Origin of the sequence: Bacillus sp. AY2-1 (assembly GCF_008368965.1) — a bacterium.
In the GTDB taxonomy this organism is placed as follows: Bacteria; Bacillota; Bacilli; order Bacillales; family Bacillaceae_G; genus Bacillus_A; species Bacillus_A thuringiensis_S.
Map to the genome: position 1 here is coordinate 16471 of NZ_QPEL01000047.1, position 21486 is coordinate 37956.

Here is a 21486-nt window from a genome sequence, read left to right on the forward strand (position 1 = left end):
TATGCAAGGAGGTAAAACATGGATTACATTTTACCGAAAGAAAAATTGAAGCGATGGTCAAAAGATACGATAGCGGCGGGGCGTGGTCATACTGTTGGTCTTAAATCGGATGGCACGGTAGTAGCGGTGGGCCGGAGTAAAGAAGGAGAATGCAATGTATGTGGCTGGCGAGATATTGAAGCAGTTGCAGCAGGCAATGTTCATATGGCGACGAACACAGGTAATGCTCACACAATCGGTCTTACATGTGACAATACTGCGATAGCAGTGGGTTGGAATAAGCATGAACAATGTGATGTAAACGATTGGCATAATATTGTAGCGGTTGCGGCAGGGTGGCGTCGTACTATTGGCCTTAAATCGGATGGCACGGTAGTAGCGGTGGGCCGAAATAAAGAAGGAGAATGCAATGTAAGCAGTTGGCAAGGTATTGTGGCAGTCACAGCGGGTGACTGGCATACAGTCGGTCTTAAATTGGACGGCACATTGACGACTGTGGGAAATAATCGATATGGTCAATGCAATGTAAGTAGCTGGCGAGGTATTGTATCGGTCAAGGCTGGGTATCTTCATACTGTTGGTCTTAAACGAGACGGTACGGTGACAGCAGTGGGGAATGATAAACATAACCAGTGTGATGTGAGTGGCTGGATAGATATTGTAGCAATAGCGGCTGGTACGAATCATACAATCGGACTAAAATTAGACGGTACCGTGGTGGGCGTGGGCTGGAATGAGTATGGTCAATGTAACGTAAGCGATTGGCGCGATATTGTAGCGATAGCGGCTGGTTGTGCACATACAGTCGGACTAAAATCAGACGGCACGGTGGTCGCGGTAGGTAATAATGAATTTGGCCAATGTGATGTAGGTAGCTGGCGCGACATTCGGTCGCCTGGCAAATAGTCAATTTACAATAAATGATTAGTAATATTATTCTATTTTAGGAGTAATTATGGAATAGGATATGTAGAAAATAATTAAACTTAAATCTGCTGAATAAGAATTTCTTTTAAAAAGGGATTCTTATTATTTTTCGTAAAATGAGGGTCTAAATGGAATTTTTGAACAAACTTTCTTTCAAAATTACAGTAGAAGATATAAATAAAGTATAGAGGAGATAAAGGAATGCTTAAAAGGTTTTTACTTTCTTTACCGGATGTTTTACTTATATGTATCGTTCTCTACATAACGTACACAAATTCTTTTAGTTTTGGACAGATGTTAGTAATTTCAATTGCAATCGGAATTATTGGTGGTCTTGCTATTAGAATTTGTAAGGATGTATTCATGTATATAAGGTGGACAATTAAACAAAGAAAAACTTGAATATGTTTAATTGTTATTAGGAGGGAATGAAATGACTAAGAAAAAGAATAGAGTGAAAAACGAGATAGTACTTTGGTCACTAACAGCAATTGTTCTGTTAATTGTATGGTACTTTTATCAAAAATAAAAACGCATCGTACTAAAAAAGCACGATGCGTTTTTATTATTTTTTTTGCCAATTTTCTTTAATAAAGTCTTCACGGCCAGATTCTTTTTGCTCAGTAGCATATTTCTCTGGATTCTTTTTATAGAAATGTTGGTGGTAGTCATCTGCTTCGTAAAAAGGTGCAGCAGGACGAATTTCAGTCACGATTGGATCTTTAAACATACTGCTTTCTGCAAGAGCTTGTTTTGATTTTTCAGCAAGCCCTTTTTGTGTTTCGTTATGATAAAAAATAGCGGTACGATAAGATGGACCACGGTCAAAGAATTGTCCGCCATCATCAGTTGGATCGATTTGTGGCCAATATAAGTCTAGTAATTTCTGATAAGGAAAAATAGAAGGATCGAATGTAATTTGAACAACTTCTAAATGTCCAGATGTTCCGGTTTTTACTTGTTCATATGTTGGGTTTTCTACATGACCTCCTGCATAGCCAGAAAGTACTTTATGAATACCAGGAAGTTCATCAAATGGTTTTACCATGCACCAAAAGCAACCGCCTGCGAAGGTTGCGAGTTCGTATGTTTTTTCGGACATTGCTGTAATCCTCCTAAATGTATATGTTTTATATAGTATTATATAAATTGTTTTATTGCGCAATAAAAAAGATTTGAAAATATATGTTTTTTATAAACAAGATCCTCCGCTCACATCAATTAATTGTCCAGTAACCCAGCGGCTGTCTGGAGAAGCAAGAAATGCAGCAGTATCGGCAATGTCTTCTACTTCACCTAAGCGATTGAAAGCGGAAATAGTAGTAGCGTACTGCTTCATCATCGGGTCGCTCAAGAGTTCTGCATTCATATCTGTTTTAATAAATCCTGGAAGTATTGCATTCACCGTTATTCCTCGTGCTCCAAGCTGTTTTGCTAGTGTAAAAGTCATTGTATTAATAGCGCCTTTCGTCATACTATATGCAACAAAATCAGGTAAAGAAATGCGGGTCGCAGCGGATGAAATATTAATAATTCGGCTATTGTCACGTAAACGTGGCAGTGCTTGTTGAATGATAAAGAATGGTGCTTTTGCATTTACTGAAAACATTCTATCAAAAAATTGTTCAGTCGTTTCTTCAATAAAAGCACCAGGACCAATGCCAGCATTGTTTATTAAAATATCAAATTGTGTTTCACCAGTGCGCTTTTGTAATTCAGTATCTAAAGCTTTATAAAGGTTTTCTACACCATGTAAGGATTCTAAATTTGCGCCGATAGAAAAAGCTTGGCCACCATTTGATTGAATTTCATGAACAGTTTCTTCAGCGTCATCTTTTCGATTACCGTAATGAACAGCAACCAATGCACCGTCATTTGCTAAACGTTTAGCGATCGCTCGTCCAATTCCTCGGCTTGCTCCTGTAACTAACGCTACTTTCCCTTTTAACATAGTTTTCTCATCTCCTCATAAATTTTTCTTTATGTAGTAGTGCAAACATACTTAAGCAATATATGAGTGTATGTAAGTAATTCATTCCAATTTTGATTTGAGAAAAAATAAATAGAATGAATTTAGATTTTTTTTGAAAAAACATGTTGACAAAGAAAAGAACAACGTCCTATAATACGTGTAACAAATAAAAGTTAATTAAAAATTTTCTAACTTTATATGTTGTATATGCAAAGAAGAGGAAAGTAGATGATTATGATCGTTTCAGAGAGCTACTCCAAGGCTGCGAGAGTAGTAACAATCAAATCATTGAAGATCACCTCGGAGCATCGCTTGCGAAAGGGAAACTGAGTAGAGGGCGGCGGCATCGTCTCCGGTAAAAGGACGGGGGTCTAATTGGACCTACGAAGCTTATATTTCGCGAGAAGTATAAGGAAGCTGAGTGGTAACGCGAAACTCTCGCCTCAGCAATCCTAAATAAGGAAGCTGAGTGGTAACGCGAAACTCTCGCCTCAGCAATCAAAGCTACTAAATTGTAGTAGTTGATTGCTGAGGCGAGAGTTTTTATTTTAGAAAATAGAATAAGAGAATGCGTGGAAGAGGAGAGTAAATGATAAAGATTGTTTCAGAGAGCTGCCCCGAGGCTGTGAGGGTGGTAACAATGCACTCATTGAAAATCACCTCGGAGCACTACTTTTGAAAATTAGTAAAAAGTAGCGGGTTTGTTCCCGATAGAAAAACAAAAGTCTAATTGGACTTGCAGAGCTTATATTTCGTGAGAAGTGTAAGGAAGCTGAGTGGTACCACGATTCCCTCGTCTCAGCAATGGATTGCTACAAGTATGTAAGTAATCGATTGTTGAGACGAGTATATTTTTAATATTTATATACTGAATATTCTGTAAAAAATACTCATCTCAGCAATCGATGTAGAAATAGATTGCAAAAAATAGAGAAAAAAAGAGGAGCGATGTGAGATGGGAAACCAGTACATTTACATGAATGGGGAATTTGTAGAAAAAGAAAAGGCAGTTGTTTCAGTATATGATCACGGCTTTTTATACGGAGACGGTGTATTTGAAGGGATTCGTAGTTACGGAGGAAATGTATTTTGTTTAAAAGAACATGTAAAACGATTATATGAATCGGCAAAATCTATTTTACTTACAGTCCCACTGACAGTTGACGAAATGGAAGAAGCAGTTTTACAAACGTTGCAAAAAAATGAGTATGCGGATGCTTACATTCGTTTAATTGTTTCACGAGGAAAAGGTGACTTAGGGCTCGACCCTAGAAGTTGTGTGAAACCGAGCGTTATTATCATTGCAGAACAATTAAAGTTATTCCCTCAGGAATTTTACGATAATGGATTAAGCGTTGTATCTGTTGCATCAAGACGTAATACGCCAGATGCATTAGATCCACGCATTAAGTCAATGAACTACTTAAATAACGTACTTGTAAAAATTGAAGCGGCACAAGCAGGAGTGTTAGAGGCTCTTATGTTAAATCAACAAGGATATGTTTGTGAAGGTTCTGGCGATAATGTTTTCGTTGTGAAAGATGGAAAAGTATTAACCCCACCATCCTATTTAGGAGCATTAGAAGGTATTACGAGAAATAGTGTTATCGAGCTATGTGAACGACTGAGTATTCCATGTGAGGAAAGACCATTCACTCGCCATGATGTATATGTAGCGGATGAAGTATTTTTAACAGGAACAGCAGCGGAGTTAATTCCAGTTGTAAAAGTTGATTCGAGAGAAATTGGAGATGGGAAACCAGGAAGTGTAACGAAACAATTGACCGAAGAATTTAAAAAATTAACGAGAGAAAGAGGAGTACGTGTTCCCGGGCTGACGGAAAGCTTAGCATAAATAAGGAGAGGAGTTAATTGAAATGAAGCAGCAGTATACAGCGTATGAGAAGTTACAGTGTGAAGAAATGACAGGCGCTGGGCACGTGATTCAATGTTTGAAGAAATTGGGTGTAACGACCGTTTTCGGCTATCCAGGCGGAGCGATCTTACCAGTATACAATGCGTTATACGAAAGTGGTTTGAAACATGTTTTAACTCGTCATGAACAAGCTGCCATTCATGCGGCTGAAGGATATGCGAGAGCTTCTGGAAAGGTCGGGGTAGTCTTTGCTACCTCTGGCCCAGGGGCGACAAATTTAGTTACCGGCTTAGCAGACGCTTATATGGATTCGATTCCTTTAGTTGTCATTACCGGCCAAGTTGCAACGCCTTTAATTGGTAAAGATGGATTTCAAGAAGCGGATGTTGTCGGAATTACAGTACCTGTTACGAAGTATAATTACCAAGTTCGTGATGTAAATCATGTATCACGAATTGTGCAAGAAGCTTTTTACATCGCCGAAAGCGGACGCCCGGGACCAGTATTAATCGATATTCCAAAAGATGTTCAAAATGCAAAAGTCACCAGTTTCTTTAATGAAGAAGTTGATATTCCGGGGTACAAACCAGAACTTGTACCAGACAGCATGAAACTTAGAGAGGTAGCTAAAGCAATTTCAAAATCAAAGCGTCCGCTTCTTTATATTGGGGGAGGTGTCATTCATTCAGGTGGATCCGATGAACTTTTTGAATTCGCAAGGGAGAACCGTATTCCAGTCGTTTCAACTTTAATGGGACTTGGTGCATATCCACCGGGAGATCCATTGTTTTTAGGGATGCTTGGTATGCATGGGACATACGCTGCTAATATGGCGGTAACAGAATGTGATTTACTACTTGCATTAGGTGTTCGCTTCGATGATCGTGTAACAGGAAAATTAGAACTTTTTTCTCCGCACTCGAAAAAAGTACATATTGATATTGATCCTTCTGAGTTTCATAAAAATGTAACTGTAGAGCATCCCATTGTTGGTGATGTGAAAAAAGCGTTACACATGTTGTTACATATGTCTATTTATACACAAACAGACGAATGGCTTCAGAAAGTAAAGGCATGGAAAGAAGAATATCCACTTTCTTATAAGCAAAAAGAATCTGAGTTAAAACCACAGCATGTGATCAACTTAGTAAGTGAATTAACGAATGGTGAAGCGATTGTCACAACAGAAGTAGGACAGCATCAAATGTGGGCTGCTCACTTCTATAAAGCAAGAAAACCTCGGACGTTCCTTACCTCTGGAGGATTAGGAACGATGGGGTTTGGTTTTCCAGCAGCAATTGGTGCTCAGCTAGCTAAAAAAGAAGAACTTGTCATTTGTATTGCAGGTGATGCTTCTTTTCAAATGAACATTCAAGAACTACAAACAATTGCTGAAAATAACATCCCTGTAAAAGTATTTATCATAAATAACAAATTTTTAGGGATGGTAAGGCAATGGCAAGAAATGTTTTATGAAAATCGTTTATCAGAATCAAAAATTGGATCGCCAGATTTTGTGAAAGTGGCAGAAGCTTATGGAGTGAAGGGATTAAGAGCGACAAATTCAACAGAGGCGAAACAAGTGATGTTAGAAGCATTTGCTCATGAAGGTCCTGCCGTAGTTGATTTTTGTGTAGAAGAAGGTGAAAACGTATTTCCGATGGTTCCGCCAAACAAAGGGAATAACGAAATGATTATGAAGAGGTGGGAAGAATGAGTCATACTTTTTCACTCGTTATTCATAACGAGCCAAGCGTCTTATTACGTATAAGTGGGATTTTTGCTCGGCGTGGTTATTATATTTCTTCTTTACATTTAAATGAAAGAGATACAAGTGGTGTTTCTGAAATGAAACTCACAGCAGTTTGTACTGAAAATGAAGCGACATTACTTGTTAGTCAGTTGAAAAAATTAATTGATGTACTGCAAGTAAATAAATTATAAGGAGTGTATGGAATATGAAAACATATTATGAGAAAGATGCAAATGTAGAGTTATTACAAGGAAAAACTGTTGCAGTAGTTGGTTATGGATCACAAGGTCATGCGCAAGCACAAAATTTACGTGATTCTGGTGTAGAAGTTGTAGTTGGTGTTCGTCCTGGTAAGTCGTATGAAGTAGCGAAAGCAGATGGATTTGAAGTAATGTCTGTTTCAGAAGCGGTTCGAACCGCACAAGTTGTACAAATGTTATTGCCAGATGAACAGCAAGCTTATGTGTATAAAGCAGAGGTAGAAGAGAATCTTCGTGAAGGACACATGTTACTTTTCTCACATGGATTTAATATTCACTTCGGACAAATTAACCCGCCAAGTTACGTAGATGTAGCGATGGTCGCGCCAAAAAGTCCAGGTCACCTCGTTCGTCGTGTATTTCAAGAAGGAAATGGTGTTCCGGCATTAGTGGCAGTACATCAAGATGCAACAGGAACAGCATTAAGTTTAGCTCTTGCGTATGCAAAAGGTGTAGGCTGTACACGTGCAGGCGTAATTGAAACGACATTCCAAGAAGAAACAGAGACGGATTTATTCGGAGAGCAAGCAGTGCTTTGCGGCGGGGTAACTGCGCTTGTGAAAGCTGGTTTTGAAACATTAACAGAAGGTGGATATCGACCTGAAATTGCATACTTTGAATGTTTGCATGAATTAAAGTTAATTGTTGATTTAATGTACGAAGGCGGTTTAACGAATATGCGCCATTCTATTTCAGATACGGCAGAGTTCGGAGATTATGTAACAGGATCGAGAATTGTTACAGATGAAACGAAGAAGGAAATGAAGCGTGTTTTGACAGAAATTCAGCAAGGTGAATTTGCGAAGAAATGGATTTTAGAAAATCAAGCAGGGCGTCCAACGTATAATGCGATGAAAAAAGCAGAGCGAAATCATCAGTTAGAAAAAGTAGGGGCAGAGCTTCGTGAAATGATGAGCTGGATTCATGCACCGAAAGAATTAGTGAAAAAATAGAGTAAGTGATTGTAAGTGAAAAATACGTAAGAGGGGATTTGACAAGATGAGAAGTGACATGATTAAAAAAGGTTTTGATAAAGCGCCGCACCGTAGTTTATTAAAAGCAACTGGTTTGAAAGATGAAGATTTTGATAAACCTTTCATAGCGATTTGTAATTCTTTTATTGAAATTATTCCAGGGCATAAGCACTTGAACGAGTTTGGGAAACTTGTAAAAGAGGCAGTTCGCGCGGCAGGTATGGTACCATTCGAATTCAATACGATTGGAGTTGACGATGGTATTGCGATGGGACATATCGGTATGCGTTATTCTCTTCCGAGTCGTGAAATTATTGCAGATTCAGTAGAAACGGTTGTAAATGCACACTGGTTTGACGGCATGATTTGTATCCCAAATTGTGACAAAATTACACCTGGTATGATGATGGCTGCACTACGTATTAACATTCCGACTGTGTTTGTTTCAGGCGGCCCGATGGCAGCAGGAAAAACATCTAAAGGAGAAGTTGTCGATTTAAGTTCTGTTTTTGAAGGAGTAGGAGCTTATCAATCTGGGAAAATTTCAGAAGAAGAATTAAAGGATATTGAAGATCATGGCTGTCCATCTTGTGGTTCTTGTTCCGGAATGTTTACGGCGAACTCTATGAACTGTTTATGTGAAGTGTTAGGTTTAGCTCTTCCTGGTAACGGGAGTATTTTAGCAATTGATCCAAGACGTGAAGAGTTAATTAAACAAGCAGCAGAGAAATTAAAAATTTTAATTGAAAGAGATATTAAACCAAGAGACATCGTAACGGAAGAAGCGATTGATGATGCGTTCGCGCTTGATATGGCAATGGGTGGATCAACGAATACAGTATTGCACACATTAGCTCTCGCACAAGAAGCGGGTTTAGATTACGATATGAATCGCATTGATGCCGTTTCAAGACGTGTACCACATTTATGTAAAGTAAGCCCTGCTTCCAATTGGCACATGGAAGATATTGATCGAGCGGGCGGGATTAGTGCAATTTTGAAAGAGATGAGCCGAAAAGAAGGGGTGCTTCATCTAGACCGAATAACGGCTACCGGGCAGACGTTAAGAGAAAACATTGCTCATGCAGAGATTAAAGATAAGGAAGTTATTCATTCTCTCGAAAACCCTCATAGTGAAGAAGGGGGATTACGTATATTAAAAGGAAACCTTGCGAAAGATGGAGCGGTTATTAAAAGCGGTGCAACAGAGGTAAAGCGTTTTGAAGGACCTTGCGTTATTTTTAATTCACAAGATGAGGCGCTTGCGGGCATTATGCTTGGAAAAGTGAAGAAAGGCGATGTAGTTGTTATTCGCTATGAAGGACCAAGAGGTGGCCCTGGTATGCCAGAGATGTTAGCGCCAACTTCAGCGATTGCTGGAATGGGATTAGGTGCAGATGTTGCGCTATTAACGGATGGTCGTTTCTCGGGTGCTTCACGTGGTATTTCAGTAGGACATATTTCACCAGAAGCAGCTGCGGGTGGAACGATTGCACTTCTTGAACAAGGGGATATTGTATGTATTGATGTTGAAGAACGCTTGCTAGAAGTAAGAGTTAGTGATGAAGAATTAGATAAGCGTAAAAAAGAATGGAAACGACCAGAAGCGAAAGTGAAAACTGGCTGGCTTGGACGTTATGCACAGATGGTAACATCGGCGAATACAGGTGCAGTTCTAAAAATACCGGATTTTGATTGAGCCAATTTAAAAGAGATAAGGATGATATATAATGGTGCAGAAGGTAAAGGAGAGAGTGAAAATTGAAGATATCTTAATGGCTCATAATTGCATGAAAGATATCGTTATTAAAACACCGTTACAACGTGATACAGTTTTATCTGAGAAATATGATTGTGACGTTTATGTAAAACGAGAAGACTTACAATTGATTCGCTCTTTCAAAATTCGTGGTGCGTACAATTTAATTCAAAGTTTATCAAAAGAACAATTACAAAACGGTGTTGTATGCGCGAGCGCTGGTAATCATGCGCAAGGAGTTGCTTATACGTGTAATTTATTGAAGATTGCGTCAAAAATCTTCATGCCGACGACAACACCTAAACAAAAAGTATCACAAGTACAATTTTTCGGTGGTGATTTTGCGGAAATCGTATTAGTTGGTGATACATTTGATAGCTCTTTCCAAGAAGCGCAGCGCTATTGTGAAGAAAATAGAATGACGTTCGTTCATCCGTTTGATGATCCGTATGTAGTTGCTGGTCAAGGGACAGTTGCAGTTGAAATTATGCATGATATGGAGAAATCGGTTGACTATATCTTTACGGCAATCGGCGGTGGTGGGTTAGCATCAGGTGTTGGTACATATGTGAAAGGTGTTAGTCCTGCTACAAAGGTTATTGGTGTAGAGCCGATGGGAGCTGCATCTATGAAAGAGGCTTTTCTTCAAAATGAAAATGTCGCATTAGAGAAAATAGATAGTTTTGTTGATGGGGCAGCTGTTAAAAAAGTAGGAAAGTTAACATTTGAAACTTGTAAAGATGTAATTGATGACATTGTTTTAGTACCAGAGGGAAAAGTTTGTACGACGATTTTAGAACTGTATAAGAAAAATGCAATTGTAGCTGAACCGGCTGGTGCACTATCTATTGCAGCGCTTGATTTATATAGAGATGAAATAAAGGGTAAAACAGTTGTATGCACGCTAAGTGGTGGAAATAACGATATTGATAGAATGCAAGAAATGAAAGAACGTTCGCTCATTTACGAAGGATTAAAACATTACTTCATTATTGAATTCCCGCAACGTTCAGGTGCGCTAAGAGAATTTCTTGATAAAGGATTAGGACCAGAAGATGATATTACGCGCTTTGAATACATTAAGAAACATAATAAAGAAAATGGTCCAGCGTTAGTCGGCGTAGAGTTGAAACATAAAGAAGATTATGAGCAATTAATTACTCGCTTTAAAGAAAATAATATTCAATTTATGGAGCTTAATAAAAATCCCATCTTGTTTGATTTACTTATTTAATAGAAGGAAAGGGATAACATACGGTTTTACTAGAAATAAAAAAGATAGATATAAGCAGTAGAAACGCTACTTGTATCTATCTTTTTATAGTTAAACTAAATATTTTCCATATTCAAGAAGGATAAAGCTAGTTAACCAAAAGAGTATCGCAATACGAATGATTACATACATAGTAAATTCAAAGGTAGTAAGTTTTCGTTCGCGTTTTATTTTTTTTAGAAGTCTAACAGAGAAAATTGAACATAAAAGTAGAACGGCTATAGATATTTTATAAATATTCTCTAACAAACTTACATTTTCTAATAAGTCTTTCAGCATGTTCATTACCTATTCTGTAATGTATGTTACAGAGAAATAGATCTTGAGCTGTCTAGTTTCGTTTGTTTTTTATTTTCCCTGTAGCATCAATTTCTACATCAGTTGAAATTGTTTGTAAATATTGAAGAGCTTTTTTCTTTTCTTCCTCATTTACAGGGGAAACTTGGTTGTTACGAATGATGTAAGGATTGAATGACATTTGTACATCCTTTCCTTTAAAAGTTAAAGTTAATACGCCAGTTTCGGCGCTTTTCCCACTCACATAACTTGGGAATAAAAAGTTACCTAATGAATAAGCGATAGGAACTTTATTATAATACTCAAATCCTTGTAACCAATGCGGGTGACTCCCGACAATCGCGTCAGCTCCTGCTTCAACCATTTTAGGTACATATTGTTTTTGGTATTCTACCGGACGATTTGATTTTTCAACGCCCCAATGCATATAGACGATTAAATAGTCTGCATCTTGTTTTTGCTCTTTAATTGTTTTTGTTACGAGATTTAAATCATATCCGTTTGCAACACCAGGTTTATTGTTACCAGCTACCCAGTTCGTATCAGGCATAAATCGAACGAAGGAAAGAAATTTGAACTTTTTCCCTTTTACAGTCATTTCTCGTGCTGTATATGCATCTTTTGCATTTTTTCCGGCTCCGATATAAGGGAATTTTAATTTTTCTACGTGAGAAATCGTGTCTAATAATCCATCTTGCCCATAATCAAGTGTATGGTTATTTCCGATATTTACGATGTCATATCCAGTGTTTTTTATAGCTTGTAGCGTGGATGGATCACTTTTAATCCAAAACAGTTGTCCAGGAGCTTTCTTTTCTCTCGTTGTAAATGCTGACTCTAAATTAACGAAAGAAATATCAGCTTTTGTTATTTCTTCTTTTACATGTTGGAATGGATAATCAGCCCCATTTTTTTCGATTACAGGACGTAATTGCCAATCGAACATTGTATCACCAGAGAAAGTGAGTGTAATTTCCGGGTCTTCTATTTTCTTTTCACTTGTTGAAGCGGTTTTACTAGATTTGTTTTGCAAATCGGGTTTGTCTTTCGCTTTTGAAGTAAAAGAGTAGTTAATTAATAAAACAATTGGTGTAATGCAAAAGGCTATTAACAGAAATCGTTTTAGTAAAGTTTTCATAAATACCGTCCCTTTTAAATTTATACCGCAATTTGTGGGCAATAAAACTCACGTTAATTAAAGTTTCACATTATGTATTACTACAAAAAAAATTGCGGTTTATGTTGTGGAAAACATTTGTTAATATTCTTAATATTAAGTTAACATATAGATAACCTGTAAATCAATGTATAAACCAAAATATAGAAATAAAGAATTCGAAGGGTGAAGAATAAGAAATGGTTATATTAGGAGCAGTTGTAAATGGGATTTGTATTATATTTGGTACTTTACTAGGTAAATTATTTAGTAGGATTCCAGAAAGTATGAAGGGAACAATTATGCATGCAATCGGTTTAGCGGTTACTGTGCTTGGGCTTCAAATGGCATTGAAAAGTGAAAATTTTCTTGTTGTCATACTAAGTTTAGTGATTGGTACCGTCATCGGGGAATGGCTACAATTAGAGAGAAAGTTAAAACATTTAGGGGATTGGCTAGAAAATAAAGTTGGATCAAAAGGGAAAGGGAGCATATCAGAAGGCTTTGTAACTGCTACTTTAATTTTTGCAATAGGTGCGATGGGCATACTTGGTGCACTCGACAGCGGGATTCGTGGCAATCATGATATTTTATTTACAAAGGCGATTATCGATGGATTTATTTCTATTATATTAACGACAACTTTAGGAATTGGTGTAGTATTTTCGGCGATTCCAGTTATTTTATACGAAGGAGGGATTGCGGTTTTTGCAACACAAATTAATAGTTTGGTCCCGAAAGAATTAATGAATCAATTTATAGTGGAAATGACAGCTACAGGTGGTATTATGATAGCCGCTATTGGATTGAACTTACTTGGTGTTATTAAAATTAAGGTGGCAAATTTATTGCCAGGTATATTGGTAGTTGGAATAATCGTTTCACTTATTTATGGTTACGGTTTACTAGTAAAGTAATAGAGGATGGAGATACATATGGAGGAGTATAAATTTACAAAACGTGTTCATAACATATTGAAGATTGCAGCAGAAGAGGCAGAAAGTAATATCATTCAACCAGCTCATCTGTTTATCGGTATGTGTAAAGAAGGTACTGGAGTTTGTAGCGAGTTGTATATGTATTTGTTCCGTAAAGTGGGGATAGAGTTTTCAGAAAAACTTTCAATACGAAAACAATACGACTCACCGTATCAAGAGTATGAAAAAATAGGACAATATAAGGTATCTTATAAGGTGCTAGAAATTTTACAAATAGCGAAGAAACGTATGGAACGTTTCCAGCAAGTAATAATGAATGAAGGACATGTTATATATGCACTATTTCATGTAGATACGTTTATTGGAAATGTACAAATAAAAAAAGATATATTACGTATTATAGCTGAGCCAAGAGATTTAGCGGTCGATCTAAAATGTTTTGTTCCTACTTATAATCATTTAATTTGTACTGTTAGAAAGGCTAGCCCTTCTGATTTTGAAAAATTAGCAAGTTTTGTTAAAGAGGAATTTGGTGAACGTTGGTTACATTCAATAGAGTATGGATTTCGTACATATAAAGATAATTTACCTATTTATATAGCAGAACAAGAAGAAGTGATAGTAGGTTTCGCTTGTTATGATGTAGTGAGAGGAAAGAAGGGATTGTTTGGTCCAATGGGCACAGCGAAAAAAAATCGTGTGAATGGTGTAGGGAAGCAATTGTTATATCGTTGTTTACATAGTATGAAGAAAGAAGGATATGAATACGCAATTATTGGACAAGCAGGTCCGGTTGAGTTTTATGAGCGATGTTGTAATGCACGTTTAATACCGGTAGAGAGTAATTAACCAACTCCATATATGGGAGTTGGTTTTTTTATGAAAATAATGTAGAGATGTAGTGATTTTCACTAGAAAATAGCGGGTTTTGTAGTGGATTTTACAAATAAAGCAAATTACTAAACTTTTTACAAGAAAGGGTGTAGAATGGGTATCTAAAGAAAGAAGGTGTGAAAATGGCCAGCTGGAAACGAAATTTGATGATTTGTTGGCTAGGTTGTTTTACCACTGCAGCCGGTATGAGTTTAGTAATTCCTTTTTTATCTTTTTATATTGAGGAATTAGGAGTAACTGGCACTTCAAGTATTGCACAGTGGTCGGGACTTGCATTTGGTGTAACATTTTTAATGGGTGCGATCGTATCACCAATATGGGGAAAGCTTGGTGATATACATGGACGGAAATTGATGCTTATTCGTGCGAGCCTTGGTATGGCGATTATTATGACGCTTATGGGGTTTGTAACGGACGTGTATCAACTAGTCGCACTAAGGTTTTTGATGGGAGCGGTATCTGGTTTTCTTTCAACGGCGATGACATTTATTGCAGCAGAAACTCCGAAAGAGCATTCAGGTTGGGCAATTTCCACAATTTCAACTGGGGGCGTGAGCGGTTCTTTACTTGGCCCTTTACTTGGAGGATATTTGTCTGAGTTAATTGGAATGCGCCATGTTTTTCTTGTTACAGGAGCTTTTTTATTCCTTTCTTTTCTCATCGTTTTTTTCTTCCTACATGAAGAGAATCACTCCGCTCAAGCAAAAAAAGTACAACCGAAAAAAGTATGGACGATGGTTCCAGCAAAGCATTTAATTATTAGTTTATTTGTAACAACATTTATTATTCAACTTGCGAACATGTCAATTCAACCTATTATTACATTGTATGTAAAGAATTTAGAAGGCCCAGGAACAGCTCATATTGAAATGATTGCAGGTGCAGTCATGTCTGCGACAGGTTTAGCTATTATTATGGCAGCTCCTAAGCTAGGTAGATTATCAGATCAAATTGGTCCTCAAAAAACGTTAGTTGTAGCGTTGTTTGCTGCAGGAATTATTTTTATCCCGCAAGCATTTGTAACCTCAGCTTGGCAACTATTAATTCTTCGATTTTTATTAGGTATCGCACAAGCAGGATTATTACCTTCCGTACAAACTCTACTAAAACAACATACACCAACCCATGTAACGGGACGAATATTTGGATATAATCAATCGTTTCAGTTTTTAGGAAATATGATTGGACCAGTACTTGGTGGACAAATTGCAGCACATGCGGGCTTCCAATATGTTTTCTTCTCTACATCATCACTATTATTTATTGCGTGTATCTGGGTTTATTTTCATAATAAGAACGAAGAAGTATCAGAGAAACAACGTTTGGAAGTTAGTTAACTAAGTGAATGAAAAAGAAAAAGGATGAAGCAACATGTGCTTCATCCTTTTTCTTTAAAATCGCAGACAGAGATAACTTAATGTACCAAGCTCATAACTACGGTGAATGACTTCACCGCTATATTCACCACTTCCCATAGCGATAAATAAAGGAACAAAATGCTCTGCTCTTGGTACTGCTAATTGTGCATGAGGAGCATTTTCCTCCCAATTAAACAATGCATCTTTATCGTTATTCTGCATATGTTTAATAATCCAATCATCAAATTCAATTGCCCATTTTTCAGGTGTAGTTTGATTCCATTTCAGTGCTCGTAAATTATGAACGGTAACGCCACTACCGATTACTAAAATATCTTCTTGTCCGAGTCCTTTAAGTGCTTCTCCAATTTCAAATTGTTCTTTTGCAGAAAGGAATGGATTTACTGATATTTGCACGACAGGAATATTTGCTTCTGGATACATACGATGCAGAAGTGTCCATGAACCATGATCTAAACCTCTCGTCATATTATGATGAACTGGAATACCTTTGTTCTTAAATTTTGTTTCTAACATAGATGCAATGCTAGAAGAGCCTTTCGCACGATATTTGATTTCGTATAACTCAGGGGGGAAACCTCCAAAATCATAAATTGTTTCATATTCGTTATCTGATGAGGAAATCGTTAATACTTCACTTTCCCAGTGAGCAGTGAAAATAACAATTGCTTTCGGTTTATATGTTTCTCCAAGTGTTTTTAAAAATCGTGTATAGTCTGTATCTTGAATAGCGAGCATAGGCGAACCATGTGCTAAAAATAGTGATGGCATCATAATAGTAGAAACCTCCTAAAAAATATATAGTTACTTTATGTAAGTAACTATATAATTTTACGGATGGTTCGTCAACATATTAATTTAAGAGCTAATTAGAAAAGTGAGTCATTTGTCATAATGAAGGCAATTGCATATAATACATAGTAAGAATAATGAATGGATATTCATTTTTAAAGATACATAATAGAGTTGGGAGCTGACGAAATGAACGTACAGGAAAGTTTCGTTACGGCATTGGATGGATCAGAAATTTATTTACGCAAGTGGTTACCAGAAGGAGATCCGCGAGGGATTATTCAAATTGCACATGGTATGACAGAACATGCAGGTGTTTATACAGACTTTATTGCTGCGTTATTAGAAGCGGGGTATGGTGTTTATGCACATGATCATAAAGGACATGGGAAAACAGTGAAAAGAGAAGAAGATTATGGTCATTTTAAACCAAATGTAGGTTGGAATGAGGCTGTGTCTGATGTTATTTTTGTATCAGAAACGATAAGAAAAGAGCAGACATGCCCGTTATTTTTACTTGGACATAGTATGGGTTCTTTTTTATCAAGACGTGCTGTACAACTTAGGGGTGAACTATATGATGGGTTTCTGATTTCAGGAACAGGTGGAAATCCAGGGCTTTTAGGAAGTATCGGCCATAAAGTAGCGACAATCGAGATGAAACTACGCGGGGAGAAAACGAAAAGTCCAATGCTAAACTTTTTATCTTTCGGAAACTTTAATTCGAACTTTAAGCCAAATCGTACAAAATTTGATTGGTTATCTTCAGATAATAACCAAGTTGATAAATATATTGCGGACCCGTTATGTGGATTCATTTGTACGACAAGTTTTTATCGAGAATTATTTTCTGGTGTATTAGAAGTAAATAAACTAGAAGAGTTCAAAAAAACACCGAAAAACCTTCCAATACATATTTTTTCAGGAGATCGTGATCCTGTTGGGGATATGGGGAAAGGTGTAAAAGAAGTGTATGAAAATTATAAAAAATGTGACGTGAAAGATGTAACACTGCGTTTATATGAAAATGGGAGACATGAGATGTTTCATGAAGTAAATCGAGATGAAGTATTTCAAGATTTGATTTTATGGTTAGATAAGCATATTGTATGAGAAGAAACCTCACTTTTTTGAAGTGAGGTTTCTTTGAGAGAACGGAGGAATAGTTATGAGTGAATTTGTAAATAAAGAATATGTAGAAATAGATTTTCAAGATGTTTTGATTAAAGAAGAGGAATTGAAGAATTGTACTTTCATAAAATGCCGTTTTAGAGGGATAGATGCATCGGAAATTTCTACTGAAAATTGTAATTTCATAGAATGTGATTTTACCGGTGCACTTTTTAACGCTTCTATTCATAAAGTAACTACATTTGCGAATTGTAAGTTTGTTGGTGCGAATTTATTCGTATCGAAGTTTGAAGAATGTAAAATGACCGGCTCTGATTTTGAAGAAGCGAATTTAGACGGAATAACTATCATATCGGGTGATTGGTCATATACGAATTTAAGGTTCGCCAACTTAAGTAAACAAATATTAAAGGGTATACGTTTAATGGAAGCGGACCTATATGAATGCAATTTAGAAAAAGCAGATTTACGTGAAGCGGATTTAACCGGTGCACAATTAGGTAAGGCGAAACTTAGTGGTGCAAATTTAAAAGGAGCGGTAGTTGATAGAATTGATTTTACAAGTTTTGATTTGAAAAATGTGAAATTAGATATAGCACAGGCAGTTGCAGTAGCAAGATGTTATGGGGCTAAGGTGAACTAAATGATTTGTAAAACCGTTCAAAGTGCTGAACGGTTTTACAAATCATAATAGTAGTATAATAGTAAATGAGGTGTTCATACTATGGAAGATAAAACATTAGGTATACTACTAGATGTAGTTGGAGAATTATTTTCAGATGAAATATCAATTGCCGTTTCGAATACGAAAGAATATATTTACTATCGGCCAAGTAAACGAATTGATTTAAAGATTAGTGCTGGGGATCCTATTAAAGAAGGAACGATTGCTCATAAAGCAATGGTAACGAAGCAAAAAGCCTCTGAGTTTATTAACCGGGACGTTTTCGGTATTCCTTATCATGGAATGGCCGTACCGTTTTCAAATAATGGGAAGATTGAGGGGTGCGTGACGGCAATTTATCCCGCTTTAACGGATGGAAAGTCAGTCGTTACTTTAAAAACAACAGACGGATGGGTTCCGGTTCCTTTTTCAAAGGTCATGTATTTAGAAGCTAAAGACAAAAAGACGTATGTGAATTCAGAAGAGTTAACAGGAACACATAAGTACTCGCTACAAGAATTCGAATACTTGTTGCCGAAAGATTCCTTTATTAGATGCCACCGTTCCTTTATTGTAAATGTTAATCATATTAAAGCGATTTACCCTGATACCCATTCTACTTTTGTACTTTCAATGGATAATGGTGAGAGAGTACCAGTTAGTCAATCATACGCTAGCTATTTTCGTAAGCTTCTAGGATTCTAAAATTTTCTGCTTTAGAACCTAGATTTGCTTTTTTATCTGAATTTTCGGCATTCTGTACAAAAATCCCTATTTTGATAGTGTTAATGTGTAAAATAATTATGAATATTCATTGAGAGAGGGATTACATATGGAGAATAATTTAGATAGAATTAGGGATCAACGTTTCAAAGATCGAGTAGTTACACCTGAAGAGGCAGCTTCATGGATTGAAAGTGGAATGACTTTAGGTTTAAGTGGATTTACACGTGCTGGGGATGTAAAAGCAGTCCCATTTGCGCTGGTGAATCGAGTGAAGAACGATAAATCTTTTAAAGTAAATGTTTATACAGGAGCTTCTTTAGGTTCGGATGTAGATAAATTATTTGCTGAGGCAGGAATTTTAGGGAAAAGATTGCCTTTCCAAGCCGATGCGACTATGCGAAAAGGAATTAATAACGGAGACTTTTTATTTGTAGATCAGCACTTATCTCATACAGCAGAGCTACTCCGTGCTGACGTTATGGATATAGATGTCGCTATTTTGGAAGCGGTTGCGATTACTGAAGATGGTATGATTATTCCAACCACTTCAATTGGAAATTCCTTAGCATTTTCCTTAAATGCTAAGTCCATTATTATTGAAATGAATATGGCTCAATCTACGCAATTAGAGGGGCTGCATGATTTATATGAACCAGGTAAACAAGGGGAAAGACTTCCAATTCCGCTCGTAAAAACGGATGATCGAATTGGAACAATTGGTATCCCGATAAATCCTGAAAAAGTGAAGGGGATTGTGTTTACGAATCAACTGGATTCACCATCGACAATTGTTCCTCCAGATGAAGAAACTGTCATTATGGCACAACATTTAATAGAGTTCCTTCGAGAAGAAGTTAAAGTAGGCCGATTAACAAAGAGTTTAGCACCGTTACAATCGGGAATTGGTTCAGTTGCCAATGCAGTATTGCACGGCATGCTAGATTCGGAGTTTGAAGATTTAGAAGTGTATTCTGAAGTTTTACAAGATGCGGTCTTTGATCTAATGGACGCTGGGAAAGTTAATTTCGCTTCCTGCTGCTCGATCACGCTTTCTGAAGAGAAAATGCAACAAGTATTTTCTAACTTTGAAAAATACCGAGACAAATTAATGATGCGCCCACAAGAGATTTCTAATCACCCTGAAATCATTCGCCGCCTCGGATTGATCTCGATTAATACTGCTTTAGAATTAGATATATACGGAAATGTTAACTCTACTCACGTTTTAGGTACAAAGATGATGAATGGTATTGGTGGTTCTGGTGATTTTGCGAGAAATGCTCGCTTAGCTATCTTTGTTACTAAATCGATTGCGAAAGGTGGTAACATTTCAAGTATCGTTCCTTTCGTTTCTCATGTAGATCATACGGAACATGATGTAGATGTTATCGTCACTGAACAAGGGTATGCTGACCTAAGAGGATTAGCGCCAAGAGAAAGAGTGGAACTTATTATTGAGAATTGCGTACATCCAATGTATCGTGCCCAGCTACGAGCTTATTACGAAGAAGCAAAAACAAGAGGTGGACAAACTCCTCATATTTTAGAAAAAGCTTTTTCTTGGCATACGAACTATGCTAAAAATGGAACAATGCTTGAAGCGGTAGTAGAAACTGTATAGGTGTGTATCGTACGAAATAGTAAAACGAATGAGTGAGCTTGAAGATTAAATTTTAGAAAAAGAGAACGCCGACTTTTAGGGATGGCGTTCTTTTTCTTTAAATAAATTGTTAAAAATCGTACTGATTATAATAAAGATTTATAAAAGTAATTTCTAATTTATGAAAATAAAAGGTTTTTTGAAGTGCTTTCCGAATCAATTTAGTAGTTTACATATTGAAAGTGAGGAAAAAGAATCATGAAGATAAGAACGGCGTTATTAAGTGAAGCAAATGAATTAAGTGAACTCGCACTACATTCAAAAGCAACGTGGAACTATAGTGAAGAATTCATACTTGCTTGTAAGGAAGATTTAACAATTACCGATGAGCACATAAAAAAAAATTTGTATATGTTTTAGAAAACGATAATACGAAGATTGGGTTTTTCTCATTTTTACGTAACGATAAAGCTCTCGATTTCTTATACATTCATCCTCGTTATAAAGGAAAGGGGTATGGAAAAATAATGTGGAAGTTTGTAATAGAGCAAGCAAAGGAACTAGGAATAAAAAGCTTTACGATTGATAGTGATCCGAATGCAAAAGGATATTATTTGAATATGGGAGCAAAGTTAATCGGAGAGACACCATCAACGGTTTTTAAGGACCGATTACTGCCCCTTTTGAAATATGATGTGTAAAACAATTAATAGTAGGAGAAGCTGAGAATGGATCATGTAAAGAGAAAGCAAATATATGAAGCACTAATAAGATCGTGGTCGATTGAAACAAGCTCAAAGTGGACAATTGAAAATCCAGCAAAGGGACAATGTGGTGTTACAGCTCTAGTCGTTCAAGACATATACGGAGGAGAGATTAAAAAGACAAAAGCAAGAGAGGCGTGGCACTTTTATAACTTTATAGATGGACAGAGGTTTGATTTTACAGAGGCTCAATTTAATAAAAAACTGAATTATATGGATATAGGATCAAATCGAGAAGAAGCATTTGCAGATACAAATGAAAAACAATATAGCATTTTGAAGGAAAAGATAATGAAAGAATTCAAATTATCTTTTGACTCTTAATCCTTAATAAGTTACTATAATGGTGGT

Annotated in this window: 21 protein-coding genes, 1 pseudogene and 2 other annotated features; of the genes and pseudogenes, 17 read left to right on the forward strand and 5 right to left on the reverse strand. The window is 36.7% G+C overall.

Going from position 1 to position 21486, the window contains the following annotated elements:
• The first annotated feature begins 18 nt into the window (after positions 1-18).
• On the forward strand, positions 19-906 hold the full coding sequence (locus DN403_RS12405; RefSeq protein WP_016077872.1) for an RCC1 domain-containing protein: 888 nt from the start codon (positions 19-21) through the stop codon (positions 904-906).
• Positions 907-1128: 222 nt separating this feature from the next.
• The gene (locus DN403_RS12410) at positions 1129-1329 is read left to right on the forward strand and encodes a hypothetical protein (protein WP_000919318.1); all 201 of its coding nucleotides are present in this window, start codon (positions 1129-1131) and stop codon (positions 1327-1329) included.
• 163 nt (positions 1330-1492) lie between these two features.
• Here the strand turns inward: DN403_RS12410 and msrA are convergent, their stop codons facing one another.
• On the reverse strand, positions 1493-2029 hold the full coding sequence (gene msrA / locus DN403_RS12415; RefSeq protein ID WP_001291894.1) for a peptide-methionine (S)-S-oxide reductase MsrA: 537 nt from the start codon (positions 2027-2029) through the stop codon (positions 1493-1495).
• A 90-nt stretch (positions 2030-2119) separates the two neighbouring features.
• Positions 2120-2878 carry an SDR family oxidoreductase gene (locus DN403_RS12420; RefSeq protein ID WP_000911802.1) on the reverse strand — a complete coding sequence of 253 codons (759 nt, stop codon included), beginning with the start codon at positions 2876-2878 and terminating at the stop codon, positions 2120-2122.
• A gap of 224 nt (positions 2879-3102) precedes the next feature.
• Positions 3103-3348: a binding site (T-box leader), on the forward strand.
• A gap of 115 nt (positions 3349-3463) precedes the next feature.
• Positions 3464-3703: a binding site (T-box leader), on the forward strand.
• Positions 3704-3854: 151 nt separating this feature from the next.
• Here DN403_RS12420 and ilvE point away from each other — a divergent pair.
• From ilvE to ilvA, 6 genes are read left to right on the forward strand one after another with little or no spacing between them, the layout of a single operon-like run.
• Entirely contained in the window at positions 3855-4754 is a 900-nt protein-coding gene (gene ilvE, locus DN403_RS12425; protein ID WP_000528163.1) for a branched-chain-amino-acid transaminase, read from the forward strand.
• Between the two features lie 22 nt (positions 4755-4776).
• The gene (ilvB, locus tag DN403_RS12430; protein WP_149185514.1) at positions 4777-6492 is read left to right on the forward strand and encodes an acetolactate synthase large subunit; all 1716 of its coding nucleotides are present in this window, start codon (positions 4777-4779) and stop codon (positions 6490-6492) included.
• Positions 6489-6719: an ACT domain-containing protein gene (locus DN403_RS12435; protein ID WP_000019916.1), complete on the forward strand. Its 231-nt coding sequence runs from the start codon at positions 6489-6491 to the stop codon at positions 6717-6719. The genes ilvB and DN403_RS12435 overlap by 4 nt, the downstream gene beginning before the upstream one ends.
• 14 nt (positions 6720-6733) lie before the next feature.
• The gene (ilvC, locus tag DN403_RS12440; RefSeq protein WP_000861148.1) at positions 6734-7741 is read left to right on the forward strand and encodes a ketol-acid reductoisomerase; all 1008 of its coding nucleotides are present in this window, start codon (positions 6734-6736) and stop codon (positions 7739-7741) included.
• A 46-nt stretch (positions 7742-7787) separates the two neighbouring features.
• Positions 7788-9461: a dihydroxy-acid dehydratase gene (gene ilvD / locus DN403_RS12445; RefSeq protein WP_001255822.1), complete on the forward strand. Its 1674-nt coding sequence runs from the start codon at positions 7788-7790 to the stop codon at positions 9459-9461.
• A 31-nt stretch (positions 9462-9492) separates the two neighbouring features.
• Positions 9493-10755 carry a threonine ammonia-lyase IlvA gene (gene ilvA, locus DN403_RS12450; protein ID WP_000250342.1) on the forward strand — a complete coding sequence of 421 codons (1263 nt, stop codon included), beginning with the start codon at positions 9493-9495 and terminating at the stop codon, positions 10753-10755.
• A gap of 90 nt (positions 10756-10845) precedes the next feature.
• On the opposite strand, the gene DN403_RS12455 is transcribed toward ilvA, so the two are convergent.
• Together DN403_RS12455 and DN403_RS12460 are read right to left on the reverse strand one after the other, a co-directional pair.
• Positions 10846-11073, reverse strand: a complete 228-nt coding sequence (locus DN403_RS12455; protein ID WP_000910225.1) for a hypothetical protein — start codon at positions 11071-11073, stop codon at positions 10846-10848.
• A 52-nt stretch (positions 11074-11125) separates the two neighbouring features.
• Positions 11126-12229 carry a CapA family protein gene (locus DN403_RS12460; RefSeq protein WP_000854495.1) on the reverse strand — a complete coding sequence of 368 codons (1104 nt, stop codon included), beginning with the start codon at positions 12227-12229 and terminating at the stop codon, positions 11126-11128.
• 218 nt (positions 12230-12447) lie between these two features.
• Here DN403_RS12460 and DN403_RS12465 point away from each other — a divergent pair, with 218 nt between their 5' ends.
• From DN403_RS12465 to DN403_RS12475, 3 genes are all read left to right on the forward strand, one after another.
• Positions 12448-13164: a DUF554 domain-containing protein gene (locus DN403_RS12465; protein ID WP_000236049.1), complete on the forward strand. Its 717-nt coding sequence runs from the start codon at positions 12448-12450 to the stop codon at positions 13162-13164.
• 18 nt (positions 13165-13182) lie between these two features.
• Complete coding sequence (locus DN403_RS12470) at positions 13183-14034, forward strand: GNAT family N-acetyltransferase (RefSeq protein ID WP_000393444.1); 852 nt, start codon at positions 13183-13185, stop codon at positions 14032-14034.
• Positions 14035-14201: 167 nt separating this feature from the next.
• Entirely contained in the window at positions 14202-15416 is a 1215-nt protein-coding gene (locus DN403_RS12475) for a multidrug efflux MFS transporter (RefSeq protein WP_149185515.1), read from the forward strand.
• Positions 15417-15470: 54 nt separating this feature from the next.
• Here the strand turns inward: DN403_RS12475 and DN403_RS12480 are convergent, their stop codons facing one another.
• Complete coding sequence (locus DN403_RS12480; protein ID WP_098390549.1) at positions 15471-16232, reverse strand: DODA-type extradiol aromatic ring-opening family dioxygenase; 762 nt, start codon at positions 16230-16232, stop codon at positions 15471-15473.
• A gap of 207 nt (positions 16233-16439) precedes the next feature.
• Between DN403_RS12480 and DN403_RS12485 the strand changes: the two genes are divergently transcribed.
• From DN403_RS12485 to DN403_RS12510, 6 genes and pseudogenes are all read left to right on the forward strand, one after another.
• On the forward strand, positions 16440-17363 hold the full coding sequence (locus tag DN403_RS12485) for an alpha/beta hydrolase (RefSeq protein ID WP_001102579.1): 924 nt from the start codon (positions 16440-16442) through the stop codon (positions 17361-17363).
• Positions 17364-17418: 55 nt separating this feature from the next.
• Positions 17419-18024 carry a pentapeptide repeat-containing protein gene (locus DN403_RS12490; protein ID WP_001288921.1) on the forward strand — a complete coding sequence of 202 codons (606 nt, stop codon included), beginning with the start codon at positions 17419-17421 and terminating at the stop codon, positions 18022-18024.
• A gap of 81 nt (positions 18025-18105) precedes the next feature.
• Positions 18106-18750 carry a LytTR family DNA-binding domain-containing protein gene (locus tag DN403_RS12495; RefSeq protein ID WP_000389701.1) on the forward strand — a complete coding sequence of 215 codons (645 nt, stop codon included), beginning with the start codon at positions 18106-18108 and terminating at the stop codon, positions 18748-18750.
• A gap of 127 nt (positions 18751-18877) precedes the next feature.
• Complete coding sequence (locus DN403_RS12500) at positions 18878-20392, forward strand: acetyl-CoA hydrolase/transferase family protein (protein ID WP_016077870.1); 1515 nt, start codon at positions 18878-18880, stop codon at positions 20390-20392.
• Between the two features lie 237 nt (positions 20393-20629).
• Positions 20630-21072, forward strand: a pseudogene (locus DN403_RS12505) (GNAT family N-acetyltransferase).
• A 27-nt stretch (positions 21073-21099) separates the two neighbouring features.
• Positions 21100-21459, forward strand: a complete 360-nt coding sequence (locus DN403_RS12510; RefSeq protein WP_016077868.1) for a YunG family protein — start codon at positions 21100-21102, stop codon at positions 21457-21459.
• Positions 21460-21486: the final 27 nt, after the last annotated feature.

Coding starts and splice junctions, on each gene's coding strand:
- DN403_RS12475 (WP_149185515.1), top strand. CDS start 14,202: ATGGCCAGCTGGAAACGAAATTTGATGATTTGTTGGCTAGGTTGTTTT.
- DN403_RS12490 (WP_001288921.1), top strand. CDS start 17,419: ATGAGTGAATTTGTAAATAAAGAATATGTAGAAATAGATTTTCAAGAT.
- DN403_RS12405 (WP_016077872.1), top strand. CDS start 19: ATGGATTACATTTTACCGAAAGAAAAATTGAAGCGATGGTCAAAAGAT.
- msrA (WP_001291894.1), bottom strand. CDS start 2,029: ATGTCCGAAAAAACATACGAACTCGCAACCTTCGCAGGCGGTTGCTTT.
- ilvD (WP_001255822.1), top strand. CDS start 7,788: ATGAGAAGTGACATGATTAAAAAAGGTTTTGATAAAGCGCCGCACCGT.
- DN403_RS12485 (WP_001102579.1), top strand. CDS start 16,440: ATGAACGTACAGGAAAGTTTCGTTACGGCATTGGATGGATCAGAAATT.
- DN403_RS12465 (WP_000236049.1), top strand. CDS start 12,448: ATGGTTATATTAGGAGCAGTTGTAAATGGGATTTGTATTATATTTGGT.
- ilvA (WP_000250342.1), top strand. CDS start 9,493: ATGGTGCAGAAGGTAAAGGAGAGAGTGAAAATTGAAGATATCTTAATG.
- ilvB (WP_149185514.1), top strand. CDS start 4,777: ATGAAGCAGCAGTATACAGCGTATGAGAAGTTACAGTGTGAAGAAATG.
- ilvE (WP_000528163.1), top strand. CDS start 3,855: ATGGGAAACCAGTACATTTACATGAATGGGGAATTTGTAGAAAAAGAA.
- DN403_RS12460 (WP_000854495.1), bottom strand. CDS start 12,229: ATGAAAACTTTACTAAAACGATTTCTGTTAATAGCCTTTTGCATTACA.
- DN403_RS12510 (WP_016077868.1), top strand. CDS start 21,100: ATGGATCATGTAAAGAGAAAGCAAATATATGAAGCACTAATAAGATCG.
- DN403_RS12455 (WP_000910225.1), bottom strand. CDS start 11,073: ATGCTGAAAGACTTATTAGAAAATGTAAGTTTGTTAGAGAATATTTAT.
- ilvC (WP_000861148.1), top strand. CDS start 6,734: ATGAAAACATATTATGAGAAAGATGCAAATGTAGAGTTATTACAAGGA.
- DN403_RS12410 (WP_000919318.1), top strand. CDS start 1,129: ATGCTTAAAAGGTTTTTACTTTCTTTACCGGATGTTTTACTTATATGT.
- DN403_RS12480 (WP_098390549.1), bottom strand. CDS start 16,232: ATGATGCCATCACTATTTTTAGCACATGGTTCGCCTATGCTCGCTATT.
- DN403_RS12435 (WP_000019916.1), top strand. CDS start 6,489: ATGAGTCATACTTTTTCACTCGTTATTCATAACGAGCCAAGCGTCTTA.
- DN403_RS12500 (WP_016077870.1), top strand. CDS start 18,878: ATGGAGAATAATTTAGATAGAATTAGGGATCAACGTTTCAAAGATCGA.
- DN403_RS12495 (WP_000389701.1), top strand. CDS start 18,106: ATGGAAGATAAAACATTAGGTATACTACTAGATGTAGTTGGAGAATTA.
- DN403_RS12420 (WP_000911802.1), bottom strand. CDS start 2,878: ATGTTAAAAGGGAAAGTAGCGTTAGTTACAGGAGCAAGCCGAGGAATT.
- DN403_RS12470 (WP_000393444.1), top strand. CDS start 13,183: ATGGAGGAGTATAAATTTACAAAACGTGTTCATAACATATTGAAGATT.